Origin of the sequence: Xanthomonas hawaiiensis (assembly GCF_031834635.1) — a bacterium.
GTDB classification, from domain to species: domain Bacteria; phylum Pseudomonadota; class Gammaproteobacteria; order Xanthomonadales; family Xanthomonadaceae; genus Xanthomonas_A; species Xanthomonas_A sacchari.
Map to the genome: position 1 here is coordinate 294,148 of NZ_CP115873.1, position 25,625 is coordinate 319,772.

General features: G+C 66.8%; 19 protein-coding genes and 2 CRISPR repeat arrays. Of the genes, 6 read left to right on the forward strand and 13 right to left on the reverse strand.

Annotated features, from left to right (window positions below; translation table 11 throughout):
* The first annotated feature begins 245 nt into the window (after positions 1-245).
* On the forward strand, positions 246-1,433 hold the full coding sequence (locus PG878_RS01285; RefSeq protein ID WP_209030426.1) for a M35 family metallo-endopeptidase: 1,188 nt from the start codon (positions 246-248) through the stop codon (positions 1,431-1,433).
* A gap of 240 nt (positions 1,434-1,673) precedes the next feature.
* On the opposite strand, the gene PG878_RS01290 is transcribed toward PG878_RS01285, so the two are convergent.
* From PG878_RS01290 to cas1f, 7 genes are all read right to left on the reverse strand, one after another.
* Positions 1,674-2,255 carry an XAC0095 family protein gene (locus PG878_RS01290; RefSeq protein ID WP_209030427.1) on the reverse strand — a complete coding sequence of 194 codons (582 nt, stop codon included), beginning with the start codon at positions 2,253-2,255 and terminating at the stop codon, positions 1,674-1,676.
* 329 nt (positions 2,256-2,584) lie between these two features.
* A CRISPR array of direct repeats spans positions 2,585-3,934; the repeat unit is 28 nt; unit sequence TTTCTGAGCTGCCTACACGGCAGTGAAC.
* A 90-nt stretch (positions 3,935-4,024) separates the two neighbouring features.
* A CRISPR array of direct repeats spans positions 4,025-5,252; the repeat unit is 28 nt; unit sequence TTTCTGAGCTGCCTACACGGCAGTGAAC.
* A 130-nt stretch (positions 5,253-5,382) separates the two neighbouring features.
* Positions 5,383-5,949, reverse strand: a complete 567-nt coding sequence (cas6f, locus tag PG878_RS01295; protein WP_209030428.1) for a type I-F CRISPR-associated endoribonuclease Cas6/Csy4 — start codon at positions 5,947-5,949, stop codon at positions 5,383-5,385.
* A gap of 9 nt (positions 5,950-5,958) precedes the next feature.
* Positions 5,959-7,008, reverse strand: a complete 1,050-nt coding sequence (gene csy3 / locus PG878_RS01300; protein ID WP_209030429.1) for a type I-F CRISPR-associated protein Csy3 — start codon at positions 7,006-7,008, stop codon at positions 5,959-5,961.
* A gap of 27 nt (positions 7,009-7,035) precedes the next feature.
* Complete coding sequence (gene csy2 / locus PG878_RS01305) at positions 7,036-8,025, reverse strand: type I-F CRISPR-associated protein Csy2 (RefSeq protein ID WP_209030430.1); 990 nt, start codon at positions 8,023-8,025, stop codon at positions 7,036-7,038.
* Positions 8,022-9,386 (reverse strand): type I-F CRISPR-associated protein Csy1, encoded by a 1,365-nt coding sequence (gene csy1 / locus PG878_RS01310; protein ID WP_209030431.1) that lies wholly within the window; start codon positions 9,384-9,386, stop codon positions 8,022-8,024. Before csy1 ends, csy2 begins: the two co-directional genes overlap by 4 nt.
* Before the next feature lie 417 nt (positions 9,387-9,803).
* A complete protein-coding gene (gene cas3f / locus PG878_RS01315; protein WP_209030432.1) occupies positions 9,804-13,223 on the reverse strand; it encodes a type I-F CRISPR-associated helicase Cas3f in 3,420 nt (1,139 codons plus the stop codon).
* Positions 13,220-14,206 carry a type I-F CRISPR-associated endonuclease Cas1f gene (cas1f, locus tag PG878_RS01320; protein ID WP_209030433.1) on the reverse strand — a complete coding sequence of 329 codons (987 nt, stop codon included), beginning with the start codon at positions 14,204-14,206 and terminating at the stop codon, positions 13,220-13,222. Before cas1f ends, cas3f begins: the two co-directional genes overlap by 4 nt.
* Positions 14,207-14,503: 297 nt before the next feature.
* On the opposite strand from cas1f, the gene lepB reads away from it, so the two are divergent.
* Positions 14,504-15,133, forward strand: a complete 630-nt coding sequence (gene lepB, locus PG878_RS01325; RefSeq protein WP_209030434.1) for a signal peptidase I — start codon at positions 14,504-14,506, stop codon at positions 15,131-15,133.
* 175 nt (positions 15,134-15,308) lie between these two features.
* Here lepB and PG878_RS01330 read toward each other — a convergent pair whose 3' ends face one another.
* Positions 15,309-16,238 (reverse strand): oxidoreductase, encoded by a 930-nt coding sequence (locus tag PG878_RS01330; protein WP_209030435.1) that lies wholly within the window; start codon positions 16,236-16,238, stop codon positions 15,309-15,311.
* Positions 16,235-17,269, reverse strand: coding sequence for an MBL fold metallo-hydrolase (locus PG878_RS01335; RefSeq protein WP_209030599.1), 1,035 nt, complete (start codon positions 17,267-17,269; stop codon positions 16,235-16,237). Before PG878_RS01335 ends, PG878_RS01330 begins: the two co-directional genes overlap by 4 nt.
* 114 nt (positions 17,270-17,383) lie before the next feature.
* Here PG878_RS01335 and PG878_RS01340 point away from each other — a divergent pair, with 114 nt between their 5' ends.
* The gene (locus PG878_RS01340) at positions 17,384-18,016 is read left to right on the forward strand and encodes a TetR/AcrR family transcriptional regulator (protein ID WP_209030436.1); all 633 of its coding nucleotides are present in this window, start codon (positions 17,384-17,386) and stop codon (positions 18,014-18,016) included.
* A 30-nt stretch (positions 18,017-18,046) separates the two neighbouring features.
* Here the strand turns inward: PG878_RS01340 and PG878_RS01345 are convergent, their stop codons facing one another.
* The 3 genes from PG878_RS01345 to PG878_RS01355 all read right to left on the reverse strand — a co-directional run bounded on the left by PG878_RS01345 (position 18,047) and on the right by PG878_RS01355 (position 20,207).
* Positions 18,047-18,397 (reverse strand): VOC family protein, encoded by a 351-nt coding sequence (locus tag PG878_RS01345; protein ID WP_209030437.1) that lies wholly within the window; start codon positions 18,395-18,397, stop codon positions 18,047-18,049.
* A 70-nt stretch (positions 18,398-18,467) separates the two neighbouring features.
* Positions 18,468-19,190, reverse strand: coding sequence for a helix-turn-helix domain-containing protein (locus PG878_RS01350; RefSeq protein ID WP_209030438.1), 723 nt, complete (start codon positions 19,188-19,190; stop codon positions 18,468-18,470).
* A 105-nt stretch (positions 19,191-19,295) separates the two neighbouring features.
* Positions 19,296-20,207 (reverse strand): alpha/beta hydrolase, encoded by a 912-nt coding sequence (locus PG878_RS01355; protein WP_209030439.1) that lies wholly within the window; start codon positions 20,205-20,207, stop codon positions 19,296-19,298.
* A 90-nt stretch (positions 20,208-20,297) separates the two neighbouring features.
* Here PG878_RS01355 and PG878_RS01360 point away from each other — a divergent pair, with 90 nt between their 5' ends.
* Entirely contained in the window at positions 20,298-21,215 is a 918-nt protein-coding gene (locus PG878_RS01360) for a LysR family transcriptional regulator (RefSeq protein ID WP_209030440.1), read from the forward strand.
* 36 nt (positions 21,216-21,251) lie between these two features.
* Here PG878_RS01360 and PG878_RS01365 read toward each other — a convergent pair whose 3' ends face one another.
* On the reverse strand, positions 21,252-22,220 hold the full coding sequence (locus PG878_RS01365; protein WP_209030441.1) for a LysR family transcriptional regulator: 969 nt from the start codon (positions 22,218-22,220) through the stop codon (positions 21,252-21,254).
* Positions 22,221-22,328: 108 nt separating this feature from the next.
* Between PG878_RS01365 and aceB the strand changes: the two genes are divergently transcribed.
* Positions 22,329-23,972 carry a malate synthase A gene (gene aceB, locus PG878_RS01370; RefSeq protein ID WP_209030442.1) on the forward strand — a complete coding sequence of 548 codons (1,644 nt, stop codon included), beginning with the start codon at positions 22,329-22,331 and terminating at the stop codon, positions 23,970-23,972.
* A gap of 143 nt (positions 23,973-24,115) precedes the next feature.
* Positions 24,116-25,411 (forward strand): isocitrate lyase, encoded by a 1,296-nt coding sequence (gene aceA, locus PG878_RS01375; RefSeq protein ID WP_209030443.1) that lies wholly within the window; start codon positions 24,116-24,118, stop codon positions 25,409-25,411.
* Positions 25,412-25,625: the final 214 nt, after the last annotated feature.

Below are 25,625 nucleotides of genomic sequence, written 5' to 3' on the forward strand. Positions count from 1 at the left end.
CAGGCGGACTTCTCAGCCGCGCCAGTAGCGAAGACCTGAAATTTTTGTCTACGAGCATGGACGGTTCGAAATCAACTTTTTATCGATCCAAACCTGTCAGACCTTAGGCTTTAAATCTCTCACGGCGCAGCAGGGTTCGCATTGATGGATTCCAAGACCTGCGTAAGAGTTGCAGCGACGGATCGCCTATGTACCATCAGGGCGTGGTCCGAAGAGTCAACCAAATCCACCACGAGGAGAGGACGATGAAAGGAAACTGGATTGTGAGCGTCGCGATGCTGGGCGCTTGCTTTACGGCATCTGCTGCAGGACAGCTGGACATTCGGCTGGAGCATGCGCAGGTTGCCAGAGCTAGCGCTGGCGGAGCGGTCATTACGATGACCTTGACTAATGCGGGGAATCAACCTATCGCGGTGCCTGATGCTTATGTTCCCGCGGTAAGCCGCGCTGGGGTAATGCAAGCGAATCTGTTCCGGGTACTGCAGGAAGATGGAAGCCCGGTGGACTACCGCGGCATTTACGTAAGCAAACTGCCAGGTTCGACGCCTGACGTCATCCTGCGTCCGGGTGAGTCGAAATCCGTGACGGTGGATCTGTCCCTGAGCTACCAGATCATGCCTGGCCGCCACTACTCTGTAACAGTGCAGCCTCTTTTGCGGTACCGCGAGCTTTCGACAGCCGCTGCAGCGAACGCTTCCGATCAACCGAGTCAACTCAAGGCCGCCACATCCAACCGTATCGAGGTCACACCGCAGGCATCGGCCGAGCCTCAATCCGATGCTCGAACCCTTGAGGCCGCACAGGCTGTTGCCTGTAGCGCCGAACAGCAAAGCGCGATTCAGGAGGCGGTACTCAACGCCGGCGACCTCGCCCTTGCAACCTCGAACTACACGCAGTCGCTTCTTCAATCCGACGGGAACGGAAACCTCACCTTCAACCAGACTCCGCGTTACACGAAGTGGTACGGGCAGTACGGCGACCCGAACGACATGTCCAGCCCGAATGGCACGGTCAACGGAAAGATCGCGTGGAGGATCCACGTCAATGCAATACGCCTTGGGAAGGAAGAGAACCAATTGCCGAACCCACCTACGTTGTCCACGCAATGCAATTGCGAAAAGCAGGGTAAGGTCGATCCGGCGAACACGGTCGCATGGGTGAACCCTTCTGAGCCCTACGCCATCAACATCTGTCCGCTGTTCTTCTCCCTTCCGGCCATCAGCAACGCGCAGAACACGTATTCCAAGGCGGGGACGATCCTGCACGAGATCTCGCACTTCAACGATGGGTACACGACGGGCACGGACGATCTTGGTAACCCCAATCAGCCTGTCGAGGACGCGAAGCTTCTGGCCGAATCCGCAAGAGATTTGGCGGCCGACGCCGCGAATAACATCGAGTTCTACAGCGTCAATCTGGAAGGCGATCAGTAGCAGTTGCAGACTGCTGGGCTTGCGATGCAAGGTTGTCGTGACATGAATGCGGACTTCGTAGGCTGATCCGTCGAAGCCAGCTACTCGTGGCGACTTGGGGCAAAAGCCGCACAACCTGACAACCTGTTTACCGCTGCTCCTTATGCTCGCATACGGGTGCGTGGTGTAGCCCGGGCCGACCCGCAATGCGAGGCCAGCCCTCACCGGCGAAACATCCTGCCTCACCCAACCCTGCCGGGATCAATGCAGTCGCCCACCTTTCGCAGGCAGCGCATAGACCGCCCGATCCTCGCGTACGCCCTTGGGCGTTGGCGCGCGCAGCGGCTGGCGCACGATCTGCAGCAGCAACGCCCTCATCGCGTTCGCTGCATCGCAGAGCGTGTCGGCCTCCGGTAACGCTTGGCCGGCCCGTTCTGTCGTATCGCCGACTGGCGCTGCGCGGGTATGCGTTGAGACGGTCTCGGTCAACAGCGTGAGCCGGTCGACCTGCTCACGCGTCACCCGGAACGCGCCGCTTTCGACGTCCGGGCCCATCTCGGTGGCGGCATAGCGCCGAGCGCCACAGGTCGTATCGGTCCGCTGAGCAGGATAGGACAGCGCGTCCAGCACCAGGTCCACCTGGTCGGCCAATAGCTCCAGACACAGCGCCAATTCGCCCATGCGCACCTTGGGTTCGGCGGCACGCTCTTCGTGCTGCGTCCGTGGCTGCGCCAGCCGGGTCAGGAACCGCACGTGATCGCGCAGCTTCGCCAGCCGGAACTGGCTGTCCTCCGGCAAAAAATAGCCGGGCATGTCTTCGTCGTCCAAACGATCGTGCGACATCGTTGCCTCCTCGTTCCATCAAGGGGTACGCCCGCCACGCATGGCGGACGGGAAGTCGGGAGGTTCGAAACCGCACGTAGCCGGCGGGCATATTTCCCCGAAGGGTGTTGTATTAGCCGCCCTCCCGACGCAGGCATCGCGTCGGCTTGCGCTTGCAAAGCATGCAGGCACAAAAAACCCACCGGTTTGTCGGAGGTGGGTACCGCTACGTGAGGAGTTTCGACGCTCCTTGGGTCAAGAGTGCGACTGCCTAGCGTGCGTGTCAATAGCGGAAGTGAGAGATTTTCGCTAGTGACATCTACCATTTCGCTGTGCCTTGGTTGCCATCATCTTTGAGCTGCCTACACGGCAGTGAACTTGCCGGATGTCTTGGAACAGCAGTTCTTCGTTTTCTGAGCTGCCCACACGGCAGTGAACGGTGCTCATTGCACACCGCCTACGCGAGCCAGTTTCTGAGCTGCCTACACGGCAGTGAACACCGGCAAAGCTGCGCTGGTCCTGCGGAACAATTTCTGATCTGCCTACACGGCAGTGAACCGGCGCGCCCTGGATCGGTTCGTGGGCTACATTTTCTGAGCTGCCTACACGGCAGTGAACACGGAACGGTCGAGGTGTCGGCCGGTGCCTACTTTCTGAGCTGCCTCCACGGCAGTGAACCCCGCGACTGGACGGATGCGCAGCATCCCAGTTTTCTGAGCTGCCTACACGGCAGTGAACGCATCCGGCTGCTGCTCCCACACACGGTTCTTTTTCTGAGCTGCCTACACGGCGGTGAACTCTCGGTCATAGCTCGGCCTCGGCCACCCACTTTTCTGAGCTGCCTACACGGCAGTGAACGGATCAACTCAACAGCCTGCGCGAGTGGTACATTTCTGAGCTGCCTACACGGCAGTGAACGAAGATGTCCTTGCGCCGCTCGAACACGATCCTTTCTGAGCTGCCTACACGGCAGTGAACCTTGTGCAGCGTCGCGCCGCCCCGGGCCGGGATTTCTGAGCTGCCTACACGGCAGTGAACGTGCCCCATCAAGGCAATCAAGCGCTGTTCTGTTTCTGAGCTGCCTACACGGCAGTGAACGAAGCCGGCCCGGCGCTGCTCAGGCGCCCGCGTTTCTGAGCTGCCTACACGGCAGTGAACCTCCTGTGGAATGCGGGGCGGTGGTGGGTTAATCTCTGAGCTGCCTACACGGCAGTGAACGAGATCCCGAACGTCTCCGCAAAATCCGTGGCTTTCTGAGCTGCCTACACGGCAGTGAACGGTGACAGGTCCCCCGGCGGTAATCCTTTCCATTTCTGAGCTGCCTACACGGCAGTGAACACGCGGATCAGGTAACGCGGTTCGTTCGACATTTTCTGAGCTGCCTACACGGCAGTGAACGCGTAGGTAGTAGCTGAGCCGCGCGGCCTTTTTTTCTGAGCTGCCTACGCGGCAGTGAACGTCATGGCGCAGGCCGTTGAGGTGACCTGTCTATTTCTGAGCTGCCTACACGGCAGTGAACTGTTCATCGGCCTGGAAATCAAATCTCAGACCTTTCTGAGCTGCCTACACGGCAGTGAACGATGCGGCGATGGTCTTCATCACGCCGCTTGCTTTCTGAGCTGCCTACACGGCAGTGAACGCTGCGGAAGGCGTCGGCGGTCCAGCGCTGCATTTCTGAGCTGCCTACACGGCAGTGAACTTCGCAGCCGAAGCGCAGCGCGCGGCCGTCATTTTCTGAGCGCCTACACGGCAGTGAACACCAAGCGCCACCGCCTCCTGCCCCACCGGCTTTTCTGAGCTGCCTACACGGCAGTGAACTTCCTCTTCGCTGGCGTCTTCGGTCGACTTCATTTCTGAGCTGCCTACACGGCAGTGAACGTTGCTGATGCTTACGGCCTGACGGGCACGTGTTTCTGAGCTGCCTACACGGCAGTGAACCGTTCGCGCGATGCACCAGTGAATCCACGTAATTTCTGAGCTGCCTACACGGCAGTGAACGACACGGGGCCTTGGTGTATCCCTATCTCTTGTTTCTGAGCTGCCTACACGGCAGTGAACACGAGTGGCGCGCTCAAGCGACGGCAGGTAGTTTTCTGAGCTGCCTACACGGCAGTGAACATCGGAATCATTAATCCCCTCCCGGCGGCTCATTTCTGAGCTGCCTACACGGCAGTGAACAGCCAGTAGCTGGGAGAACGACGTGACAGCCATTTCTGAGCTGCCTACACGGCAGTGAACCATTCACGTCGTTCTCCTTGTCGATGGGTGGATTTCTGAGCTGCCTACACGGCAGTGAACAAGTAACTGCCGCACAGTTGCCTTGCCGAGTGTTTCTGAGCTGCCTACACGGCAGTGAACGCGCGACGCCGCGGACGACCACGGCGACTTCTTTTCTGAGCTGCCTACACGGCAGTGAACCGCGTGCGCAGAGATTCGTGCCACTGCGGACGTTTCTGAGCTGCCTACACGGCAGTGAACGTCAACAACGAGGACGCGTCTTCCGATGCGAATTTCTGAGCTGCCTACACGGCAGTGAACCGCATCGCAGCCTTCTGCTGCGTCCTGCAGGTTTTCTGAGCTGCCTACACGGCAGTGAACGATGATCAGAAGCGCCAGGCACAGCGCCAGAATTTCTGAGCTGCCTACACGGCAGTGAACGCCACGCCGGCGTTGGACCGAGGCGGTGACGCTTTCTGAGCTGCCTACACGGCAGTGAACTCGGAGCGCGGACCTTGACCAAGGCGTGTAGCTTTCTGAGCTGCCTACACGGCAGTGAACGTGGATGGCCTTGTGGAGATCAAATGCCCATCTTTCTGAGCTGCCTACACGGCAGTGAACAGCGTGATGCTGGTAGCTGAGGTGGACGGCCATTTCTGAGCTGCCTACACGGCAGTGAACGCCAACGTCGAACTTGATGGTCTGCGGGTTGATTTCTGAGCTGCCTACACGGCAGTGAACGGCCTGGAAATCGAATATGTGCGCGCCGACCTTTTCTGAGCTGCCTACACGGCAGTGAACTAGCCGCACCATTCTCCAAGCCTTTGACGGAGAAAGGAAACCTGCAAAGAAAAGCAGCCGACCCCTTTGCTGGAGCCGGCTGCCAAGTGTTTGATTTCAATGGAGCGTTCGAAGCACCAAGGAAAAAGGGTCAGAACCAGGGAATGGTGGCCCCAGTACTGAGTCCATAACTGTTGAACGTGCCTGCTATCGGTTCCTGCAGGAAGGGCCCATGGCGCACGAAGAGCGGGAACGCGGCCTGGCCGGTGCTGCGGCTACCCAGCACCACGAACGGCAGCCGCAATCGTTCGGCCGCGGTGTCCGGAATGCGTTCGGCTGCCGCGTCGGCGCTCAAGCCGTGCCGACGCATGGCGCGTCGGCGCAGGCGTTCGGGGCTGCTCTTGGCCTGGACGCGCGTCACCTGCCGATACTGTGCCGTGGCGGGCACCTCGGCGATCTCGGCAATGTGCAGGTGATCGTGCATGCCCCGCAGCCAGGCCGTCGCCATCAGGCTGCGCAGTGCGCTGTCGTTGCCGTGCAGGCGCAGCTGCGTCCCCAGGCTTGGCAGTGCGTCGTCATGCGTCGGGAAGCTGACGCCGATGCCGCTACTGGGCAGTTCCACCAGGGCGCGGTGCAGGCGTGCGTACAGCGCGCCCAGCAGTTGGTGCGGTGCCAGATCCGGATCGGGCCGAAGGCGGAGATCGAGATAGTGCTGCATGGCCGTGCCTCAGTTCGAGTCGCCGAACACGCCGCCGCGGATCAGCGTGGCGATGACGAAGTGCTGTTGCTCCACGCTCGGGACTTTGTCCTTGATCACCCAGGCGTCGAGCAGGGTGTAGAAGTCCTGCTTGTCCTTGGGCTGCCGGTAGGCCTTGCCTTGGGTGGTGACCGAACCATACGGCTCGACGGCGATCGCGCCGTTTTCTTCCACGCCGGGGTACCAGGTGTCGATGGTGCGCAAGGCATTGCCGATCTTTTGCGAGTGGATGGCGGCCACGGCCTTGTCGCCTTCGCCAACGGCGTAGAGGGTCTTGCTCTTGTCGCCGCGGCCGCGCTCCAGGATCAGTTCCTGCGAGGGGAACACTTCCTGGCCGGCGCCGATCCGCACGAAGGCGGTGACCTGCAGCAGCACATGCGCGGTGCCGGCCAGGCCATCGGCGATGGTGGAGGCGAGAGTGTCGAGGTGCTCGGAAGCGTTGGCCGGCGCGGCCAGGTCGCGCAGGCCATGGTCGTGCGCATGGAAGGTCCATTGTGCGCTCGGCTCGCCGTTGCGCAGGTGGGTGACGTGGATCTCCACCTGCTCGGCACCTACACGGTTGCGCCACAGGAAGCGGCCGTTGGCGAGATTGGCCGCGTAGCGGCGCGCCAGTTCGCCGAAACCGTGCTGGTGGCGGTAAGCCTCGACGGTGGCGCGGAGTTTGGCGCGGTAGTCGGCATCGTTGCAGGCGGACGGCGCGCCGGTGCCCCCGAGCACGCGCAAGGTGAACTGGACCTTCAGGGTGTCGGCGTCCAACGGCAGCGCGGCCACGTCCACGGTCTGCAGGTTGGGGTTCTGGATGGCGGCATCCAGCTTGGTGGGGTCGGATTGTTCCTTGCTCTTGTCCTTGAGCCGATTGGAGATGGTGCCGCGCACCGATTTCTCGCGGACGCGGACCGGTTGCCAGTCGCCGGCCGCATCGCGTGCGGACCAGGCGCCGGCGAAGAACAGCGCATCGGAGGGGTCCAGCTTGCGCTCGAAGGCGAGGACGGAGGCGGTCTTGAGGGTGTCGTTGGCCATGATGGAATTCCTTGTCGTGATGGGCGATCAATCGAAATCGTCAGCCGTCGGGATGACGGCGGGGCGGTAGTCGTTGCGGCAGCGGTACAGTCCGGTGTCGGGTTGGCTGTCGACGTACCAGAGCAGGTGCTGCGGCGTCGGTAGGCGGTGCGGGCTGATCCACTCGCCCACCGAGTACAGGCTTTCGACGAAGCGGAACGGTATCTCGGCGTCGCGGGCGTTGGCGACGCTGCCAGGCGCATGTACCTCGCCGAGCGCGCCGTAGCCGACCGGGATCGGCACGATCCAGCCGCGGCCGCTGCGGTCGTTTTGCCACTCGCCCTTGCCATCGGCCGCGTCCACGTAGCGCCAGTTGATGCGCGACAGCGAGAGCCACGCATCCAGGTTGGTCGCATCGGGTGTGTGCTGCCGCAGCTCGGTCCGCCGGGCATCGAGCAGGTCGTCGCGTGCCACCAGGGCAAAGCCCGGCAGCAGTCGCAGTTGCAGGTTGCGGAACAGCGCCTGCTGGTCGGTGGTCGTACCGGTGAAGGGGATCACCTGCGGCTGGTGGCGGGGGCGTGCACGTTGCTGCATCGGCAGCAGGCTACCGCCGGCGATGCGCATGCCGGCGAGCAGGTCGGTCACCACGGCCAGATCCGCCGCGTGGCTCGCCGGGTCGCGCAACCAGCGTTCGCTATGCACCGCGAAGACCAGGCTCAGCTCAAGGTGGATGCGGCCTTCCTCGACGATGGCCGCGGTCTTGCCGTCCCTGTCCACCGGGTTGCGGGTCAGCCGGAACGCCTTGACGAAGCCGCCCTCGGTGACCTGTTCCTGGTGGTCGTGGCAGATCACGCCGACGGCATTGAAGGCCAGATCCAACCCGGCTTTGCGTGTCTTGCGTTCCAGCGCCCACATCAGCCCGAGGAAGGCGGTGATCGACGGGAAACCATGCGTGAGCGGGCTGGACACGGCATTGGCGTTCTGCACGTGCAGGTGCGGGATTACCAGCAGGTGGTCGAAGGGAGGACAGTCGCTCATGCCGTGCCTCCCGCCTGTGCGAGCCGTTGCATCGGCACCGGCCAGGCGGCGTCGACGATGGCCACCCCTACCCAATGTCGCCATTGGTCGTCGCCCAGGCCGACGATGCCGGTGTCGCGCAGGCGGTCCTTGATCCAGGTCGCGAACTGCCCGGCGATCTCGTTCGGCCAATCGGCAACGTCATAGGCCTTGATGAAGTCGCGATCCTGCTGTTCCCATTGGGGATGTTCGGGGTCCACCCGGACTGGCAGCGCCACGCGCTCCGGATCCAGCCAGAGTTGTTGGCACTGCGGCAGCACGCAGTCCGGATCGCGGCTCCAGCCCGGTTCGAACCGCACCGTGGTCTCGGCGGCGAACAACACCAGCTTGTCGACCAGGTCATATTCCATTTCCTCGCGGATCTTCCGGGTCGCCATGGTCTGGGGTGGATCGGTAGCCAGGAAATCGGCCAGCGCCTTGATCAGCTTCGGGACGCCCTCGAAATAGGCGAACCGTTCCAGCGCCGAGTCCAGCCGCAACAAGGTGCGCGGGCGCTCGCCGGTCCAGCGCGGCGGCAACGAGGCCAGCAGGTAGTTGATGCCGCCGCGCTCGCTGTTGAGCTGGCTGATGTTCTGCGGTTTGGTACCGCCCAGCTTGCGGGCCACGAGGTTGCGGTAGTCGCGGTAGTCGCCGTCGAATGCTTGTTTGGCGCGGAAGGCCTGCCGTGCCTGCGTGTTGCGCTCGCCGAAGCGCGCCTCGCGGATGTCTTCATGCACGGCGTGGGCCAGGCTGCTGGAGAACAGCGGCTGCAACAACTGGTAGTGGCTGTCGTCCTCCGGTTCCTCGCCGACCAGCCAGTAGACCTGTTTGGCGGCTTCGTGCGAGGACGGCTGCGCGTCGTGGCGGACCAGATTACGGAAGGCGCCCATCCAGCGGCTGGCGACCTCGGCATCGGCATGCAACGCCGCGCGCAGGTCGTCGTCACCGTCCTTCATCCAGTCGAGCAGGCGTCGGCCATCGACCTCCAGTTTGAGGAACTTGAACACATCCAGCGCCGCGGCGTTACCGACCACGTCTTCGGCGAAGCCGGGACGGAGCAGATGGCTGCCGACCTCGGGGTGCGCCGGCAAGTCGGCGGGATCGACGTGTAGGCTGCTGCCGCGTGCGTCGGGGTGAGTGGCCTTGAGCACATGGGTCACGGCCTGGATCTGACCGACCCGCCGGGCCGCGTCCGCCAGCCAGGTTTCGTAGTCGTACTTGGATGCCGTCCCGGCATCGTCCTCCTTGCTCTTCAGCTTGGCCTCGCGCCGCCCGTCGATGAAGGCGGCGATGGCCGAGCGGAAGCGTTCGGAGCGTTTTGCAGGTTCCGATTCTTCTGTCATTGCGAGTCCTTTCGTTCGTTGAAGTGAACGTGCATATAGAATCCCCACGGCAGCACGAACCGTGGGGTGTGTAAGGGGTCTCCCCTTCAGCCGACTCTTCTGAAGAAGCGTCGTTTACAGAGCACTTCCTGCATCCACCTTCGCACAGCAGTCCTTTGTGCGTAGGTACCGGGGTCCAACCGGCGTTGCTGCATCTAGGCCCGTTCCTGTTCTCAGCAGGAACGGGCCTTCTCATCGTCCGAAATTTTCATCCAGTTGTATGAGAGAAGAATGGATTTTTTGAATGCTGCTACTCTATCCGAAGCGGTGTCAAACGCAACTCTGCTGGTTTCACTGCCGCGCAGGCAGCTCAGAAAAGCTGGATGAGTGAAGACATCGCGTCACTGCCGCGTAGGCAGCGCTCGGACATGGATGTCCTCATTCCTTGGACTTGAAGCCCAGCAATGGATGCCATCCCCATTGCTTCCCCTTTTGCCGCTCCCGCACGTTCACCGTCATCAACCGCTCCGCGCAGTCCCGCAGCGTCAGGTCGAGTTGCCCGGCCTGCTCGGCGAGCAGAGCCATCAGGTCGAACGCGCCCCACGGGCTGACGCCCAGTCCGTGTTCGAGTGAGATGCGGACGTACTCGCTCTGTTCCACGGCCGTGTACAGCGGGGCGCCGCGCCGCGCGTCGTCGCGTTCGATGCGATGCAGGACCAGGCGTTCCTCGTCCTCGTCCGGTAGCAGCACCAGGGTGACCTTCCCCATGGTGTCGTGGCGGAACGGCTGCTGTTGCGACATGACGCCGGTGAGCATGGCCTGCGGGGTCTGCCAGGCGGAGGCGGCATTGAGCACGAACGGCGCCGCACTGCGCCGCGACTTCTGCGTCGGGGAGTGCGGTTTGCACTGCATCGCCTCGAGTAGCCGGGCATGTTCCAGATCGCAAAGGCGTTCGCGCGGAAGCAAGGGGGGTTCCGGCACCTGGATGCGCGGCAGCGCGGTCAGCACGCGGTACTCGTCCTCGCGCAGCAGCTTGCCGAGCCTGTGGGTCTGCAGGCGGAAGCGGTCGGTGGGGTGGCCGCTGGCGTCCTGCTGCTCGAACCCGGGGCGCACGTAGGCCAAGGTGTCGCTGCCGTTGCCGCGGTAGTGGCGCAGATTGGTATCGAAGATCAGCAGGTTCGGCGCAGTGCCGGGCATGCGTCGATGGCGTTGCACGCGACCGCCCAACTGGATCAGCGAGCGCAGCGAAGATGGCTCTGCCACGGCCCAGTCCGCGTCCCAGTCGCGGCCTACCTCGCACACCGGCGAGGCGAGGACCATGAACACCTGCTCCGGCTCCGGGTGCGCGTCGATCGCCCTGCGGATCGCTGGTGCGCGATACACCGCGTCCGGCTGACGCCGGTCGAACGCGGTATCGAGCAGGTGCTCGATCGCCGAGCGCTGCAGCAGCGGAAAGCGCGCGTGGTAGACGCACAGATGCAGCCTGACGCCAGGCGGAGCGCCAAGCCGGGACAGCGCACGCGCCACGTCGATCAGCGGGTCGATGTTGGCCATTCGCACCAAACCGAAGCTGACGCGATTGCCGCTGACCGGGTCGGACTGCGCATGCGCGCTGTGCAGTTGCAGGATCGCCTCGCGCACGTGCTGGGCGAACTCGGCGGCGATCTGCTCCGGTTGCCGGCCCTGGATCCGCAGTGCGATCAATTCGCCGCGGCGCAGTGGCGCCGCTTGGCGCAACTTGCCCGCACGCCTGGCGACGAACTGGGCATGCTGGGCGGCAAAGGCGGCCGTATCGGCGCAGGGGCCACCGTGCGTGCCGAACTCGTCGGCCCACAGGCAAGGGACCTCGATCGGCGCATCGGCGCTGCCCCCATCCGCACCGCGGTTGCGCCGGTAGTGCGCACGCCCGGCGCGGTAGGCGGCGTACATGCCTTCGACCAGAGCCGGCGGCAGCGTGGCCGACGACAGCAGCACGCGGCTGCCGAGCATGCCGGCCCAGTGCACGAGCCGCCCGAGCGCAGGCAGGTCGTCGATGTCGTAATCGTCCAGTTCGTCGAGGATCAGGTCGGCGCTCATCAATCGCAGCATCGGCGCGATCTGACGGCCACCGCGCAGCGATTCGGTGGCCGGCACCATGTGGTCGACGGTGCAGACCAGCATCGGCGCGGACAGCAGCTTGCGCATCTTCGGGTCGTGCAGTGCCCGAGACAGCAGCGGGTGCTGGGTTACCGCGCCTTCGTAGACGAGGTGGCTGCCTTCCTCCAGCAACGACTGCGCCGAGGCAGAGCCGGTGGCCGCGGCCTGCCGTGCGTGATGATCGAACAACGGTGTGCTGGCGGTGCCGCCGATCAGCATCGCCAATTCGTCGTCGCTCAGATGCAGGTCGGTGCGATAGCTGTCGGCGGTCTGCCGGGTGAGCGTGCGCAGGCCAAGCGCGTAGGTCATGCGCAGGCCCAATTGCGGGTCCGCCAAAGCGTAGAGAATGCGCGCGTTGGCCAGGGTCTTGCCGCAACCCGTCGAGGCCATGTTGACGATGAAGGCGCCATGCGCGCGTGCAGGCTCGCGCAGCGCCGTTGCATGATCGGCCGCCTTGTCCTGCCAGGCGAAGCGGGGATCGGCACTGCGCTTGCGCAGGCCGCGGTGCTGCGCCAGCCGCGGCAGATGCCGTTCGACGCCGGGCAGTGCATGCGCGATCAACCCCGCTGTATGGGCGACGCCGAGTAGATGCTCGTCCAGGGACTGGTTGCGCACGATGGTGCCGGCCCGGTTGCGGGTGGTGTTGGCAGCCAGCACGGCCCCTTGCTGCAGATGTCGCGTCCGTTCGGCGACGGGCTGGTCGTTGCGGTCCAAGCCCAGGCGGGAATAGCTGTGGTCGGCGAGCATCAGGCTGAGTCGCGCCAGGTGCATGACGTAGGGGTTGTCGAGCCAGCCTTCGGGGCGGCGCACGCGTAGGGCGTCCAGACGCCTGACCAGGCGCGCCGCTTGCGTGCGCCATGCCGGTGTGGCGACCGGCAGGGGACTGGCGAGCATCCAGTATGTCGCCACGTGGGCGCGATCGGCCTGGTCGCGCTGCTCGTTCCAGTCGTGCTCGACAAGCGAAAGCGGCAGATCCAGCCAGGTCGGCGTGGCGACCGGCACCCGCCGGCCAAGCCGCTCCTGGCTGCCGTCCGTTCTGAAGAGCGGCGCCAGCGGCAGGCGGTGATGGGTCAGGATCAGCCAAGCGACGGCGGCAGCCAGGGGCGGCAGCTCGCGGAAAGGGTAGCCAGGAGCCTCATCCAGCCCGTCGCGCCGGTAGCGTCCTTCGGCTGTCCAGAGAGGCGCGTGATCGACCTCGGCATCGGCCAGGCGCCGCAACCAGCCAGCATCGTCGTCCTCGCCGACGAAGGCCTGGAACAGCCGCAGTGACACCCATTCGTGGCGATACAGGTTGCGCTCCTGCAGTGCGCCGCGCAGCCGCGCCTGGAACGCGATGCTGGCCTTGCCCAGGTCGTGCAACAGCGCCGCAAGTTGCGCCAGCAGACGGATGTCCTCGGCGCAGTGCCAGTCGTTCTCGTCTTCGCGGCGCAGGATGTTGCGCTCGGTGCGGTTGGTGGGCACTGCGCCGTAGAGATTGAAACGGCTGGCGTCGCCGACTACCCACAGCAGTTCGCTATGGTCCAGGCCGCGAATCCAGTGGCAGGCCACCGCGGTGTTCTTGCGCGCGGTGCGGCGCAGCAGCTTGCGTAAGGTATCCAGGCCGGCGCGGGTGATCGGCGTCTGCCAGGTGCGGTCGCCACGCCGTTCGGCGAACTGGTCCAGGATGCGGCGGCTTTCCTTGAGGGCGCGCTTGTCGCACTGGGAGACCAGCAGGACGTTCATTGCGCCTGCCCGTGTTGCAGCGCCTGGGTTGCCAGTGCCACGTTCTTCAGTGTGTCGATCATGAAGTCCAGCGACTCGCTGCGCGCGAGCGCTTCGATGCAGTGTTGCCGGAACTCCTGCTCGTCGTCGCCGCGCATGGCGGAGAGGAAGGCCTGCGGCAGGATGCTGGCATCCTTGACCAGGTCGGCAGCATCGAACACCAAGCCGCCGCGTCGGGTCTTGCCGTGGAGCACGGCCAGACCGTGCGGCAGACCGAGGACCCAGGTCGCGCTCGCCGCCAATCCATAGGCCAGGTAGTTGCCGTGATCGAGGAAGCGATTGGCCGCATCGGTGCCGGTTCCGCGCTTGGCGCGGGTGAAATCACCGTAGCGGACGGTGTCGACGGCCAGCTTGAACAAGGCTTTGGTCAACCGCGCTTCCTCGGTGAGCAGGGCCGTATTGTCCTGTGCGAGGTCGATGGCGCCGGTCGAGCGCGCCAACAGCGTCTGCAGCCGCGCCGGCTCGGGGGCGAATCCGGCATCTTTCAACGCACGCTGCTGCCACTGCTCACCGATGCGCTGCGCACGTGCGCGCTGGAACGCCTTGGCCGCGCTCAGGCGCAGCTCGTCGTCGAACCAGAATCCGACCCATGCCTGCAGATATTCCGTCGGGCGGTACTCGCTCTGCGGCGAGAACCAGGCGACCTCGACGTCTATTTCGTTGGCAGAGAACAGGGGAGTGCCGCCACCGCCACAGAACCCGACCAGGACACCGGCCTTGGCCAGCTCGCGCATCGCCGTCTGGGTGACCGATGTGCCGGTCCCCAACAACAGCGTCGTGGTGTTGGCGATCGGGATGTTCCAGTAGAGCGAACGCTTGCCGGCATCGGTGACGTACTCGACGCGGCCGCCATTCACCAGCACACGGCAGTGCTGCAAGTAGTAGAGATTGGCGCGCTTTGAATGCAGGATCGTTTTCAGATCCGATGGCGAGAGATCATCCATGTCGTCCCCTGCGGGTCCTGGAGCGGATTGGTATGTCCGATAAGCAGGCCCGCCCTCCACATACTAGCGGCGAATGCAGTTGTCCGGCGCTCCCTCCAGTGTACAAATCGAAGGCCGATGCCCCAGCCGGAATTCGTCTTGGCGTTCCCGGATGCTCTTCGCCTGCCATGGCCTCTCAGTACGCGACGCCACCAAAGGCGGCGGTGCCATGCCTTTCGTCACTGGCCCCCCGAGCCGTCGAGCGCGCACTGTCGCGATGGCACAGCCCGTGCCGCCTCCGCTCATCCCAGGTGCCCCATGACCCACGCCGATCCGCATGCCACCCGCCTGCAGCGCGCCGCGCGCTGGACCCGCAAGGAACTGGTGCCGATGGCGGTGATGCTGTTGCTGCTCACCGCCGCGCGCTCGTCCTTCGCCAATCACTACGTGGTGCCGTCCGGTTCGATGCAGCCGACGCTGCAGCCCGGCGATCGTGTCGCCGTGGACATGAGCGCCTACGGGCTGCGCGTGCCGTTCACCGAGTACCGCGTGCTCGAACGCGGCCGCCCGCAGCGCGGCGACGTGGCGGTGTTCGATTCCCCGCACGACGGCACCCGCCTGATCAAGCGCGTGGTGGCGGTGGCGGGCGATCGCGTCGACGTGCGCGATGGCCATCTCTCCATCAACGGCCAGCCGCTGCAGGTGGACGCCGCAGGCGATCAGGAGCGGTTCGACGCGCGCATCGCGCGGCTCGACCTGGATGCGGGTGGCGGCCCGGACCTGCACGGCGTGCGCGTGCCGCCCGGCAAGCTGCTGGTCATGGGCGACCATCGCGGCGACAGTTTCGATGGGCGTTACTTCGGCTTCGTCGATGCCGACAGCGTCTATGGCAAGGCGCTGGCGGTGTTCTACCGTCGTGGCGAGGGGTTGGAGTGGGCGCGGCTGTAGGCGCCGCTCGCAACGACTGGACGTGATCCGTAGGAGCGGCTTCAGCCGCGACGGGCGTTCCCGGTAAGGCCTGTCGCGGCTGAAGCCGCTCCTACAAGGGGGCGATCTGGTTCTGCTGGGACATGGCGAGTGCAGGCCTTCAGTCGGCGGGCAGGAGCTGCTGCCCGTGGTGCGCTCAGAACGCCACGCCCGTCAACGTGCACGCCACGTCCCACAGCCGCGCGGCCACCTGCGGATCGCGTGCCTGCCGGGCGATCCTGGCTGGCGCCGGGTCGCCTTTCAGTTCGAACGGGCCGTCCGGTCCGTAGTACGCGCCGCCCCGCACCTGCGGCGAGGTCGCGGCGTAGAGCGTGGGCAGCGCCCCGGCGGCGGCGGAATGGCTGATCAACGGGGCCAGCCATCTGGTCGCCGTGCCCACCACACTGCGGCGGCCGTCCGCGTCCGGGCCATTGGCGACCAGCGCGGTCTGCGCGATGCCGGGATGCGCGGCGACCGCGCACAAGCCCCATCCCTGCGCGTCGCTGCGTCGCTGCAGTTCCAGCGCGAACATCAGCATCGCCAGCTTCGATTGCCCGTAGGCCTTCCAGGGGCGGTACGGGCGTTCGCACTGCAGATCGTCGAAGTCGATCCGGCCTTGGCGGTGCGCCAGGCTCGACAGGTTCACCACGCGTGCGGCTGGCGCGTCACGCAGTAGCGGCAGCAGCCGCGCGGTCAGCGCGAAGTGGCCGAGGTAGTTGCTACCGAACTGCAGCTCCAGGCCGTCGGCCGTGGTCTGCCGCTGCGGCGGCGCCATCACCCCGGCGTTGTTGATCAGCAGGTCCAGCCGCGGGGAGCGCGCCGCGATGCGCTCGGCGAAGGCAGCTACCGACGCCAGTTGCGCCAAGTCCAGGGCTTCCACGCGTACGTCGGCCGCCGGATGCGCGGCGAGGATGGCCTGCCGCGCGGTCTCGCCCTTGGCCGCGTTGCGGGCGGCCAGCACTACGCCGGCGCCTGCGCCGGCCAGCGCCAGGGCGGTTTCGTAACCGAGGCCGCCGGGGCTGGCACCGGTCACGATCGCGATCTTGTCGCGCTGCGACGGCAGGTCGGCCAGGGTCCAGCGGCTCACGGCGTCACCCCCTGCGCCAGCGCGCGCCACCAGCGCTCGCCTTGCGCGGGCTGCGCCAGGTCGACGCGCTCGCCCATGCGCGGCGTGACCAGCGCCACGCCGGCGGCGTCGGCCAGTGCCGCTAGGCGCTCGAAGGGTTCGTGCCAGGCGTGCATGGCCAGGTCGAAGGTGCCGTTATGGATCGGCAGCAGCGTGCGTCCACCGATGTCCAGATGCGCCTGCAGGGTCTGCTCCGGCTGCATGTGCACGTGTGGCCAGTCCACGTCGTAGGCGCCGTTCTCGATCAGGCTCACATCGAACGGGCCCAGCCGCTCGCCGATCGCCTTGAAGCCGTCGGAGTAGCCGCCGTCGCCGCTGAAGAACAGCTTCAGTTCGGGCGTTTCGATCGCCCACGAACACCACAGCCGGCGCCCGCGGTCGAACATGCCGCGCCCGGAGAAATGCTGCGCCGGGGTGGCGGTCAACGTCACCCCGTCCACCGTGGTCGACTGCCACCAGTCCAGTTGCCGCACCTTGTCCGCGGTCACGCCCCAGCGCAGCAGCAGGTCGCCCACGCCCAGCGGGGTCACGAAGGTCCCGACGCGCTCGGCCAGGTGGCGGATGCTGGCGCGGTCCAGGTGGTCGTAGTGATCGTGCGAGAGGATCACCCCGGCGATCGGCGGCAACGTGTCCAGCGCGATCGGCGGTGCATGGAAGCGCCGCGGGCCGGCGAACGGAAACGGCGAAACGCGCTCGGAGAACACCGGGTCGGTCAGCCACAAGCGTTCGCGCAGCTTGAGCAGCACGGTGGAGTGGCCCAGCCGGTACAGGCTGCGATCGGGCGCGGCCAGCAACTGTGCGGCGGTCAGCGGCAGCACCGGCAGCGGCTGCGCGGGCACCGCCTCGGGCGACTTGCGGGTCAGCAGATGCCACATGATCCGCAGGGTCCCGGCCAGGCCGGGCATGCCGCTGGTGCCCGGGGTGGCGTTGCGGAAGCGACCCTGGCGGTACTGCGGCGACGCCAGATGCGAGGACGGAACAGGGGACAGCAGGGAAGCGGACGCGGACATGGCAGCAATCCTTGGAAGGCGGTCTTGCATGGAAATTACACTGCACAGTGTAGTTTCCTTTTCGTGAAAGTAAACCGGTCGGTGTAACATCGGTTCATGGCTTCCCTTTCCACGCCCGCTCCGACCCGGCTGACCGAACGCAAGCGCCAGGCGATCCTGGAGGCGGCGATCGCCGAGTTCCGTGGCCACGGCTTTGAGGCCACCAGCATGGACCGCATCGCGGCCAGCGCCGGCGTGTCCAAGCGCACCGTCTACAACCATTTCCCCAGCAAGGAAGCGCTGTTCGACGCGATCCTGGTGCAGCTATGGCAGCGCAGCCTGGACACGGTCGGTGTGCCGTACAGCCCGCAGCAGCCGCTGCGCGCGCAATTGCTGCAGTTGCTGGAGCAGAAGCTGCGGCTGTTCGACGATCCGGCCTTCGTCGACCTGTCGCGGATGGCGATGGTCGAGGGCATGCGTGCGCCCGAGCGTGCACGCGACCTGGTCGCGCGCTTGGGCAGCAAGGAGGAAGGCACCCTGGTGTGGCTGCGCGCGGCACTGGCCGATGGCCGGCTCAAGCCCATGCAGCCGGAGTTCGCCGCGCAGCAATTGCAGGCGCTGATCAAGGGCCTGGCGTTCTGGCCGCAGGTGAGCATGGGCCAGCCGCCGCTCAGCCCCGCGCAGCAGGCCGAGGTCGCCGCGTCGGCGGCCGACATGTTCCTCGGGCATTACGCGCGGGAACCGGACTAGAGACGGCGATTCCGCGCGTCAGCGGCGGGATCAGCCCTCGCACCACACCGCCAGCTCGTAGCCGTCGCGGTCGGCGAAGTGGAAGCGGCGCCCGCCCGGGAACGCGAACACCGGGCGCACGATGCGGCCGCCAGCGGCTTCGATGCGGGCCTGGGTGGCGGCGAGGTCGGTGGAATACAGCACCACCAGGGCACCGCCGGGCTGCGCGGTGCCGTGGAAGAAGCCGCCGCTCAGGCGGCCGTCGCGGAACTCGCAGTAGTCCGGGCCGTAGTCCTGGAAGCTCCAGTCGAAGGCCTGGCCGTAGAAGGCCTTGGCCGCATCGATCGAGTCGACGGCGAATTCCAGGTAGTCGATGCGGTGATGCTGCTCGGCGTGGGACATGGGCGGCTCCTGTGGACGAGCCGCCAGTATCCCGCGCCGCGGCGCGCCGGGCTTGGCGAAAACGGCCAGCTCAGCGCGCGTGCCGCTGCACCAGGTCGCGCGGGCTGAGCCCGGTCAGTTGCCGGCTGTCGTGCACCAGGTGCGAGGCGTCGCCGTAGCCGGCCTCGAGGGCGGCCGCGGTCAGGCTGGGATGCTGGCGCACCAGGCCCAGAAAACGTTGCAGACGCAGGATGCGCTCCAGGGTCTTGGGGCCGTAGCCGAAGGCATCGTGGCTGCGCCGCCGCAGGGTGCGCTCACTGACGCCGAGCGTGCGGGTCAGCGCGGCCAGTCGCGGTGGCGTTCCGCCGGCGAGTTGTGCGAACAACCAGGCCATCTCGCGGTCGGCCTGCAGCGGGCGGCTCGCGCACAGCGCGTGCAGCGCCGCCAGCGGATCGGCGGCATCCTCAAGCCGCGCCTGCCAGTCGCGGCCGCGCACGCCCCACAGCGCGTCCAGCGGTATGCGCTGGTCGGCGACGGCCTGCAGCGGCACGCCGAGCAGGCTGGCGCCGGCCCCGGCCGCCAACCGCACGCCGGTCAACATGCTGCCGGCGGCCAGCGTGGCGTCGGTGGCGCGTCGATCCGGCCCGGCCACGAACAACGCACGGCCGTCCCAGATCAGGTCGACGCAGCCGTCGGGCAGCACCTGCGTCGCGGCGGTCTGGGCTTCGCCCTGGCGGAAACGCCAACTGCAGCGCAGGCGCTCGCGCAGCGCCGGTGGCGGGTCGCATTCGGCGTAGCGCGAGGGCAGGGACATGCGGTGCTGACAGGGCGGCGGGGCCAGCCGCCACGGTAGCAGGCCCCGTCGCCGCTTGATGCGATCGCACCGTCGCGTCGCGTCGCACCGCGCCGCGCGGGCGGATCAGGCGCTCACGGGCGGCGTCGGCGCCAGGTGTGCGACGAACCAGCCGCGCGCAGCGTCGCTGGAGGCATCGAACTGCTCGACGTACGGCACGAAGTGGCCGCCGCGCAGCATCAGCAGCCGCTTCGGTTCCAGCGCCTGCGCATAGGCCTGCAATTGGAAGTCGGTGCCGGAGATGTAGTCGCGGTCGGCGACGATCATCAGCAACGGGGTCGGGCTGATCGCGGCGGCGAAGCTCGCCGGCTCGTAGCCGCGGCTCCACTCCGCCGAGCGCAGCGTGGTCCAGTTGCGCCAGTTCGGTGCGATCGCGGCGGCGCCCTCGAAGAACGCGCGCGCGTCGTCGCTGGAAAAGATCGCATCGGCGGCGCCGACCACGGCCTTGCGCGCGGGCTCGGCACCGCGCAGCACCGCCAGGCGGTCGGCGGCGAACGCCGCCTGCAGCGCGTCGGCGCGTTCGTAGCTGCCGCGGCGCAGCCCGTTGCGGTAGCCGGCCAGGCCCGGCACCTGCGCGACCACGGCCTTGACCCGCCGGTCGGTAGCGGCCACCTGCATGGCATGCGCGCCGCTGTAGCTGGTGCCCCACAGGCCGATGCGGGTGGTGTCGACGCCGTCCAGGCTGCCGGCGAAGGTGATCGCGTGGCGGCAGTCCTCGATCTGGCGCCAGGGATCGATCTCCTGCCGTGGCGTGCCCTCGCTGTCGCCGAAGCCGCGGTGGTCGTAGACCAGCACGGCCAGGCCGGCGGCGGCGAACACCTCGGCATAGCGGTCCAGGTAGGCCTCCTTGACCAGCGACCAGCCGTGCGCCATCACCACGATCGGCGCCGGCGTATCTGCGGCCGGGCGATACAGCCAGCCGCGCAGGGTGGCGCCGTCGGCGGCGAAGGCGATGTCGGTGCGGGAGAAGGTGTGCATGGGAACTCCTCGGAGACGGCCGCGCAGCGGCGGCGGGGCGCCCACGATGCGCGCGCACCGGCGCAATCCGGCTTTGCGTAAACTGCAACGATGGACGATTTCCAGCGCTTGTTCGGCCAGCTGCAGCTGTTTGTCGATGTGGTCGAGGCCGGCAGCCTGTCCGCCGCGGCGCGCCATCGCGGCGTGGCCGTGTCCTCGCTCAGCCGCGGGCTGGATGCGCTGGAACAGGCGCTGGGCGCGCAGTTGCTGGTCCGCTCCACCCGCAGCCTGACCCTCACCGAAGCCGGCCGTGTCCTGCAGGGGCGTGCCGCCGCACTGCTCGGCGGCCTGGCCGAGACCCGCGCGGAGCTGGCGCAACTGCAGGGAGAGGTCGCGGGCACGTTGCGGCTGAGCTGCCTGCCGTCGTTCGGTCGCACGCAACTGATGCCGTTGCTGGCGGACCTGTCGCGGCGGCATCCGCAGTTGCACGTCGATCTGGACCTGGTGGAGCGGTTCGACATCCCGCTGCGCCGGCGCCTGGATGCGGTGATCCGGCTCGGTCCGGATCCGGCGCCGGCCGGCGCGCTGCGGCTGGCCCCGTTGCGGCGGGTGGTCTGCGCCAGTCCTGCCTACCTGCATGGCGCCGGGCCGGTCGAGCGCCTGCCGGCGCTGGCGACGCACGCGCTGCTCGACAAGCGCCACGACGACACGGTCATCAGTTGGCGGCATGTGCTCGGCGCGGACGCGGCGCTGCCGCCGCGGCGACTGCGTTGCGACGACCTGGAAACCCTGCGCCTGGCCGCGCTGGATGGGTTGGGCGTGGCCTGCCTGCCGACCTGGCTGGTCGGGGAGGACCTGCGCCGGCATCGCCTGCGCGCGTTGTTCCACGAGGCGGCGCTGCCGTCCGGGCCGCAGCAATGGTTGTGGCTGGTGCCGAGCCAGACGCCGCTGCCGGCGCGGGTGGCGCGTCTGGCGCAGGTGCTGCGGCAGGCGATCGGGCAGCCGCCGCATTGGGATCGCCCGGGTTGAGCCGCGTGAGAGGCCCGCGCGGGCGTGCTGCTTCGCTCAGCGCTCCGATGGCCCGCTCTCGTCGTAGCCGCGCGGGGTGAACAGGTCCGGCTGGATCAGTTCGATGAAGGCGCGCGCCTGCGGCGACAGGTACTTGCCCTTGCGCACCACCACGCCGTAGCTGCGCGCCGGGAAGTAATCGCCCAGCGCGCGGGTGGCCAGACGCGCATGGTCGGCATCGGTGAGGCAGATCGAACTGACGATGGACACGCCCATGCCCATTGCCACGTACTGCTTGATCACCTCCCAGCCGCCGACCTCCAGCGCCACGGTGTAGGGCACGCGCGCCTGCTGGAACACCAGGTCGACCAGGCGATAGGTGACCTGGCGCCGCGGCGGCAGGATCAGCGGGTACGGCGACAGGTCTTCCAGGGTCAGCTTGGGCTTGCGGGCCAGCGCGTGGTCGCGCGGGGCGATCAGCAACTGTTCGAACCGGTACACCGGGGCGTAGCTGAGGTCGGCCGGCACGTCGAGCATGGAGCCGACCGCCAGGTCCACCGCGTCCTCGCGTAGCAGGTCGGTGCCGTCGGCGCTGATCGCGTTGTGCAGGGTCAGCCGCACCTGCGGGTGGCGGGCGCGGAAGGCCTCCACGATCTTCGGCAGCAGATAGAGGATGGTGGAACTGTTGGCGGCGACGTTGAGCTCGCCGGCGTCCAGTCCGCGCGCCTTCTCGCGAAAGTCCGCCTCCAGCCGGTCCAGGCTCTCCACCAGCGGCTGCGCCATCTCGTACAGCAACTGGCCCTCGCGGCTGGGCACCAGGCGCCGGCCGCTGCGCTCGAACAGCACCACGCCCAGCTCCCGTTCCAGCGCCTGCAACTGCAGGGTCACCGCCGGCTGGCTGACGAACAAGGCCTCCGCGGCCCGCGACACCGCGCCCAGGCGCACCGTCTGGCAGAACGCGCGCAGCGGCTTTAGCCGGTCGGATTTGTAGGGAAATCGCGGGGTTGCAGTGTGTCCCGTGGCCATGACGTGATGGATATAAGTTCTACTTATATAAAGCATTGACAAAACTGCTTTGTCAAATACATGCCCTGGAAGCACGGTGGAGCCCCGGAAACATCGAGGAGTCCCCACATGTCCGCCCCCGCTTTCGCCACCGTTCCCGACCCCTCCACGCGTTCCACGCCGGGCATCGCCCTGACCGCCTCGCTGGCCGGCCAGGACGCGCTGCTGCCGCCGCCGCTGCTGGCCCTGCTGGTGTCGCTGCACCGGGCGATCGAGCCGGAGCGGCAGGCGCGGCTGGCGGCGCGGCGCGAGCGTCAGGCGTTCTTCGACGCCGGCGGCCTGCCGGACTTCCGCGACGACACCCGCGCGATCCGCGAGGGCGACTGGCAGGTGGCGCCGCTGCCCGAGGCGCTGCAGGACCGCCGGGTCGAGATCACCGGCCCGACCGACCCGAAGATGGTCATCAACGCGCTGAACTCCGGCGCCAAGGTGTACATGGCCGACTTCGAGGACTCGACCGCGCCGACCTGGCGCAACCTGGTCGCCGGCCAGCGCGCGCTGGCCGAGGCGGTGGCCGGCACCCTGACCTTCACTGCGCCGGCCGCGCGCGACGGCAGCCCGGGCAAGCGCTATGCGCTGCGTCCCTACGAAGAGCAGGCGGTGCTGATCGTGCGCCCGCGCGGCTGGCACCTGGACGAGAAGCACGTGCTGGTCGACGGCCAGCCGCTGGCCGGCGGCTTGTTCGACGCGGCGCTGTTCGCCTTCCACAACGGCCGCGCGCTGCAGGCCAAGGACCGCGGCCCGTACCTGTACCTGCCCAAGCTGCAGTCGATGGAGGAAGCGGCGCTGTGGGAGACCGCGCTGGCCCACATCGAGGACATGCTCGGCCTGCCGCAGGGCCAGATCAAGGTCACCGTGCTGATCGAGACGCTGCCGGCGGTGTTCGAGATGGACGAGATCCTGCACGCGCTGCGCGGCCGCATCGTCGGCCTGAACTGCGGCCGCTGGGACTATATCTTTTCCTACCTGAAGACCTTCCGCCGGCATCCGGACCGGGTGCTGCCCGAGCGCGGCCAGGTGACCATGACCCAGCCGTTCCTGAAGGCGTATTCGGAACTGCTGATCCGCACCTGCCACCGCCGCGGCGCGCATGCGATGGGCGGCATGGCCGCGCAGATCCCGATCAGCCACGACGAGGCGGCCAACGAGCAGGCGATGGCGCGGGTGCGCGCGGACAAGCTGCGCGAAGTCACCGCCGGCCACGACGGCACCTGGGTGGCGCACCCGGCGCTGATCCCGATCGCACGCGCCGTGTTCGACGAGCACATGCGCACGTCGAACCAGCACGCGGTGCGGCGCGAGGACGTGCAGGCCGACCGCGACACGCTGATCGCCCCGTCCACCGGCACCATCACCCGCGCCGGCTTCGAGGGCAACATCGAAGTGTGCGTGCGCTACCTGGCGGCGTGGCTGGACGGTAACGGCTGCGTGCCGATCCACCACCTGATGGAGGACGCCGCCACCGCCGAGATCAGCCGCAGCCAGTTGTGGCAGTGGCTGCACGTGGGCGGCCTGCACCTGGACGACGGCACCGCCATCGACTTCGCCCTGTTCGACGCCTGCCTGCGGCAGTTGCCGGCACGGCTGGGCGAGCGCGCGCTGCTGCCGGGCGGGGCGCGGGTGGACGAGGCCATCGCCTTGCTCGACAAGCTGACCCGCGACGAGGAACTGGCCGACTTCCTGACCTTGCCGGCCTATCAGTTGATCGATTGATGGGAAGCCGGGAGTGGGGATTCGGGAATGGGGAATCGTGAAAGCGGTGTCCCTGCGGCGGATCCCTTCCATGCCGACCAAGCCTTCAATCCAGCCACACCCCCACCGTTTCATCGCTGCATCCATTTCGAGGAGAACGCCAGATGAGCACCACGTTGCAGACCGCCGAACAACTCCAGCGCGACTGGGACACCGATCCGCGCTGGGCCGGGATCACCCGCAACTACACCGCCGCCGACGTGGTGCGCCTGCGCGGCACGGTGCACGTGGAGCATTCGCTGGCCCGGCTCGGCGCCGAGAAGCTGTGGAAGTACCTGCACGAGAAGGACTTCGTCAACGCGCTGGGCGCGCTGACTGGTAACCAGGCGATGCAGCAGGTCAAGGCCGGGCTCAACGCCATTTACCTGTCCGGCTGGCAGGTTGCCGCCGACGCCAACCTGGCCGGGCAGATGTACCCGGACCAGTCGCTGTACCCGGCCGACTCGGTGCCGGCCGTGGTCAAGCGCATCAACAACACCCTGCTGCGCGCCGACCAGTTGCACCACGCCGAGGGCAAGGACGAGATCGACTTCCTGCAGCCGATCGTGGCCGATGCGGAGGCCGGCTTCGGTGGCGTGCTCAACGCCTTCGAGCTGATGAAGGCGATGATCGAGGCCGGCGCCGCTGGCGTGCACTTCGAGGATCAGTTGGCCTCGGTGAAGAAGTGTGGGCACATGGGCGGCAAGGTGCTGGTGCCGACCCGCGAGGCGATCGAGAAGTTGAACGCCGCGCGCCTGGCCGCCGACGTGATGGGCGTGCCGACCCTGCTGGTGGCGCGCACCGATGCCGAGGCCGCCGACCTGGTGACCAGCGACATCGACCCCAACGATCGCCCGTTCACCACCGGCGAGCGCACCGTCGAGGGTTTCTTCCGCACCCGCAAGGGCCTGGACCAGGCGATCAGCCGCGGCCTGGCCTACGCGCCCTATGCCGACCTGATCTGGTGCGAGACCGGCAAGCCGGACCTGGAGTTCGCGCGCAAGTTCGCCGAGGCCATCCACGCCAAGTTCCCGGGCAAGCTGCTGGCCTACAACTGCTCGCCCAGCTTCAACTGGAAGAAGAACCTGGACGACGCCACCATCGCCAAGTTCCAGCGCGAGATCGCCAGCTACGGCTACAAATTCCAGTTCATCACCCTGGCCGGCTTCCACGCGCTGAACTACTCGATGTTCAACCTGGCGCACGGCTATGCGCGCCGGCAGATGAGCGCCTTCGTCGAACTGCAGGAAGCCGAGTTCGCCGCCGCCGACCGCGGCTTCACCGCGATCAAGCACCAGCGCGAGGTCGGCACCGGCTACTTCGATGCGGTGACCCAGGCGATCCAGCAGGGCCAGTCCTCGACCACCGCGCTGACCGGCTCGACCGAGGAAGAGCAGTTCCATGGCGAGAAAGCGGCCTGACCTGCAGCCAGGCGCCGATCGATCGCCCCTCCCTGGCAGGAGGTGGGAAGCCCGGGTTCGCCCGGGCTTTTTTTGCCCGCGCCGCGGCGGCGGCCGGAAGATGTCTACCGCCTGCGACAGATCCACACGGCAAGGCCTTGCAGGTCTCTTGCGGGCACGAGATTCGCTGTGAAACGTATCGTGAGCGCCATGTGTAGGTGATATGCTCCGCGGA

Excerpts from the sequence above, each read along its gene's own strand:
- PG878_RS01285 (WP_209030426.1), top strand. The coding sequence starts at position 246 with ATGAAAGGAAACTGGATTGTGAGCGTCGCGATGCTGGGCGCTTGCTTT.
- aceB (WP_209030442.1), top strand. The coding sequence starts at position 22,329 with ATGTCCGCCCCCGCTTTCGCCACCGTTCCCGACCCCTCCACGCGTTCC.
- PG878_RS01350 (WP_209030438.1), bottom strand. The coding sequence starts at position 19,190 with ATGTCCCTGCCCTCGCGCTACGCCGAATGCGACCCGCCACCGGCGCTG.
- PG878_RS01340 (WP_209030436.1), top strand. The coding sequence starts at position 17,384 with ATGGCTTCCCTTTCCACGCCCGCTCCGACCCGGCTGACCGAACGCAAG.
- lepB (WP_209030434.1), top strand. The coding sequence starts at position 14,504 with ATGACCCACGCCGATCCGCATGCCACCCGCCTGCAGCGCGCCGCGCGC.
- csy2 (WP_209030430.1), bottom strand. The coding sequence starts at position 8,025 with ATGAGCGACTGTCCTCCCTTCGACCACCTGCTGGTAATCCCGCACCTG.
- PG878_RS01290 (WP_209030427.1), bottom strand. The coding sequence starts at position 2,255 with ATGTCGCACGATCGTTTGGACGACGAAGACATGCCCGGCTATTTTTTG.
- aceA (WP_209030443.1), top strand. The coding sequence starts at position 24,116 with ATGAGCACCACGTTGCAGACCGCCGAACAACTCCAGCGCGACTGGGAC.
- cas6f (WP_209030428.1), bottom strand. The coding sequence starts at position 5,949 with ATGCAGCACTATCTCGATCTCCGCCTTCGGCCCGATCCGGATCTGGCA.
- cas1f (WP_209030433.1), bottom strand. The coding sequence starts at position 14,206 with ATGGATGATCTCTCGCCATCGGATCTGAAAACGATCCTGCATTCAAAG.
- cas3f (WP_209030432.1), bottom strand. The coding sequence starts at position 13,223 with ATGAACGTCCTGCTGGTCTCCCAGTGCGACAAGCGCGCCCTCAAGGAA.
- PG878_RS01355 (WP_209030439.1), bottom strand. The coding sequence starts at position 20,207 with ATGCACACCTTCTCCCGCACCGACATCGCCTTCGCCGCCGACGGCGCC.
- csy3 (WP_209030429.1), bottom strand. The coding sequence starts at position 7,008 with ATGGCCAACGACACCCTCAAGACCGCCTCCGTCCTCGCCTTCGAGCGC.
- PG878_RS01360 (WP_209030440.1), top strand. The coding sequence starts at position 20,298 with ATGGACGATTTCCAGCGCTTGTTCGGCCAGCTGCAGCTGTTTGTCGAT.
- PG878_RS01345 (WP_209030437.1), bottom strand. The coding sequence starts at position 18,397 with ATGTCCCACGCCGAGCAGCATCACCGCATCGACTACCTGGAATTCGCC.
- PG878_RS01365 (WP_209030441.1), bottom strand. The coding sequence starts at position 22,220 with ATGGCCACGGGACACACTGCAACCCCGCGATTTCCCTACAAATCCGAC.
- csy1 (WP_209030431.1), bottom strand. The coding sequence starts at position 9,386 with ATGACAGAAGAATCGGAACCTGCAAAACGCTCCGAACGCTTCCGCTCG.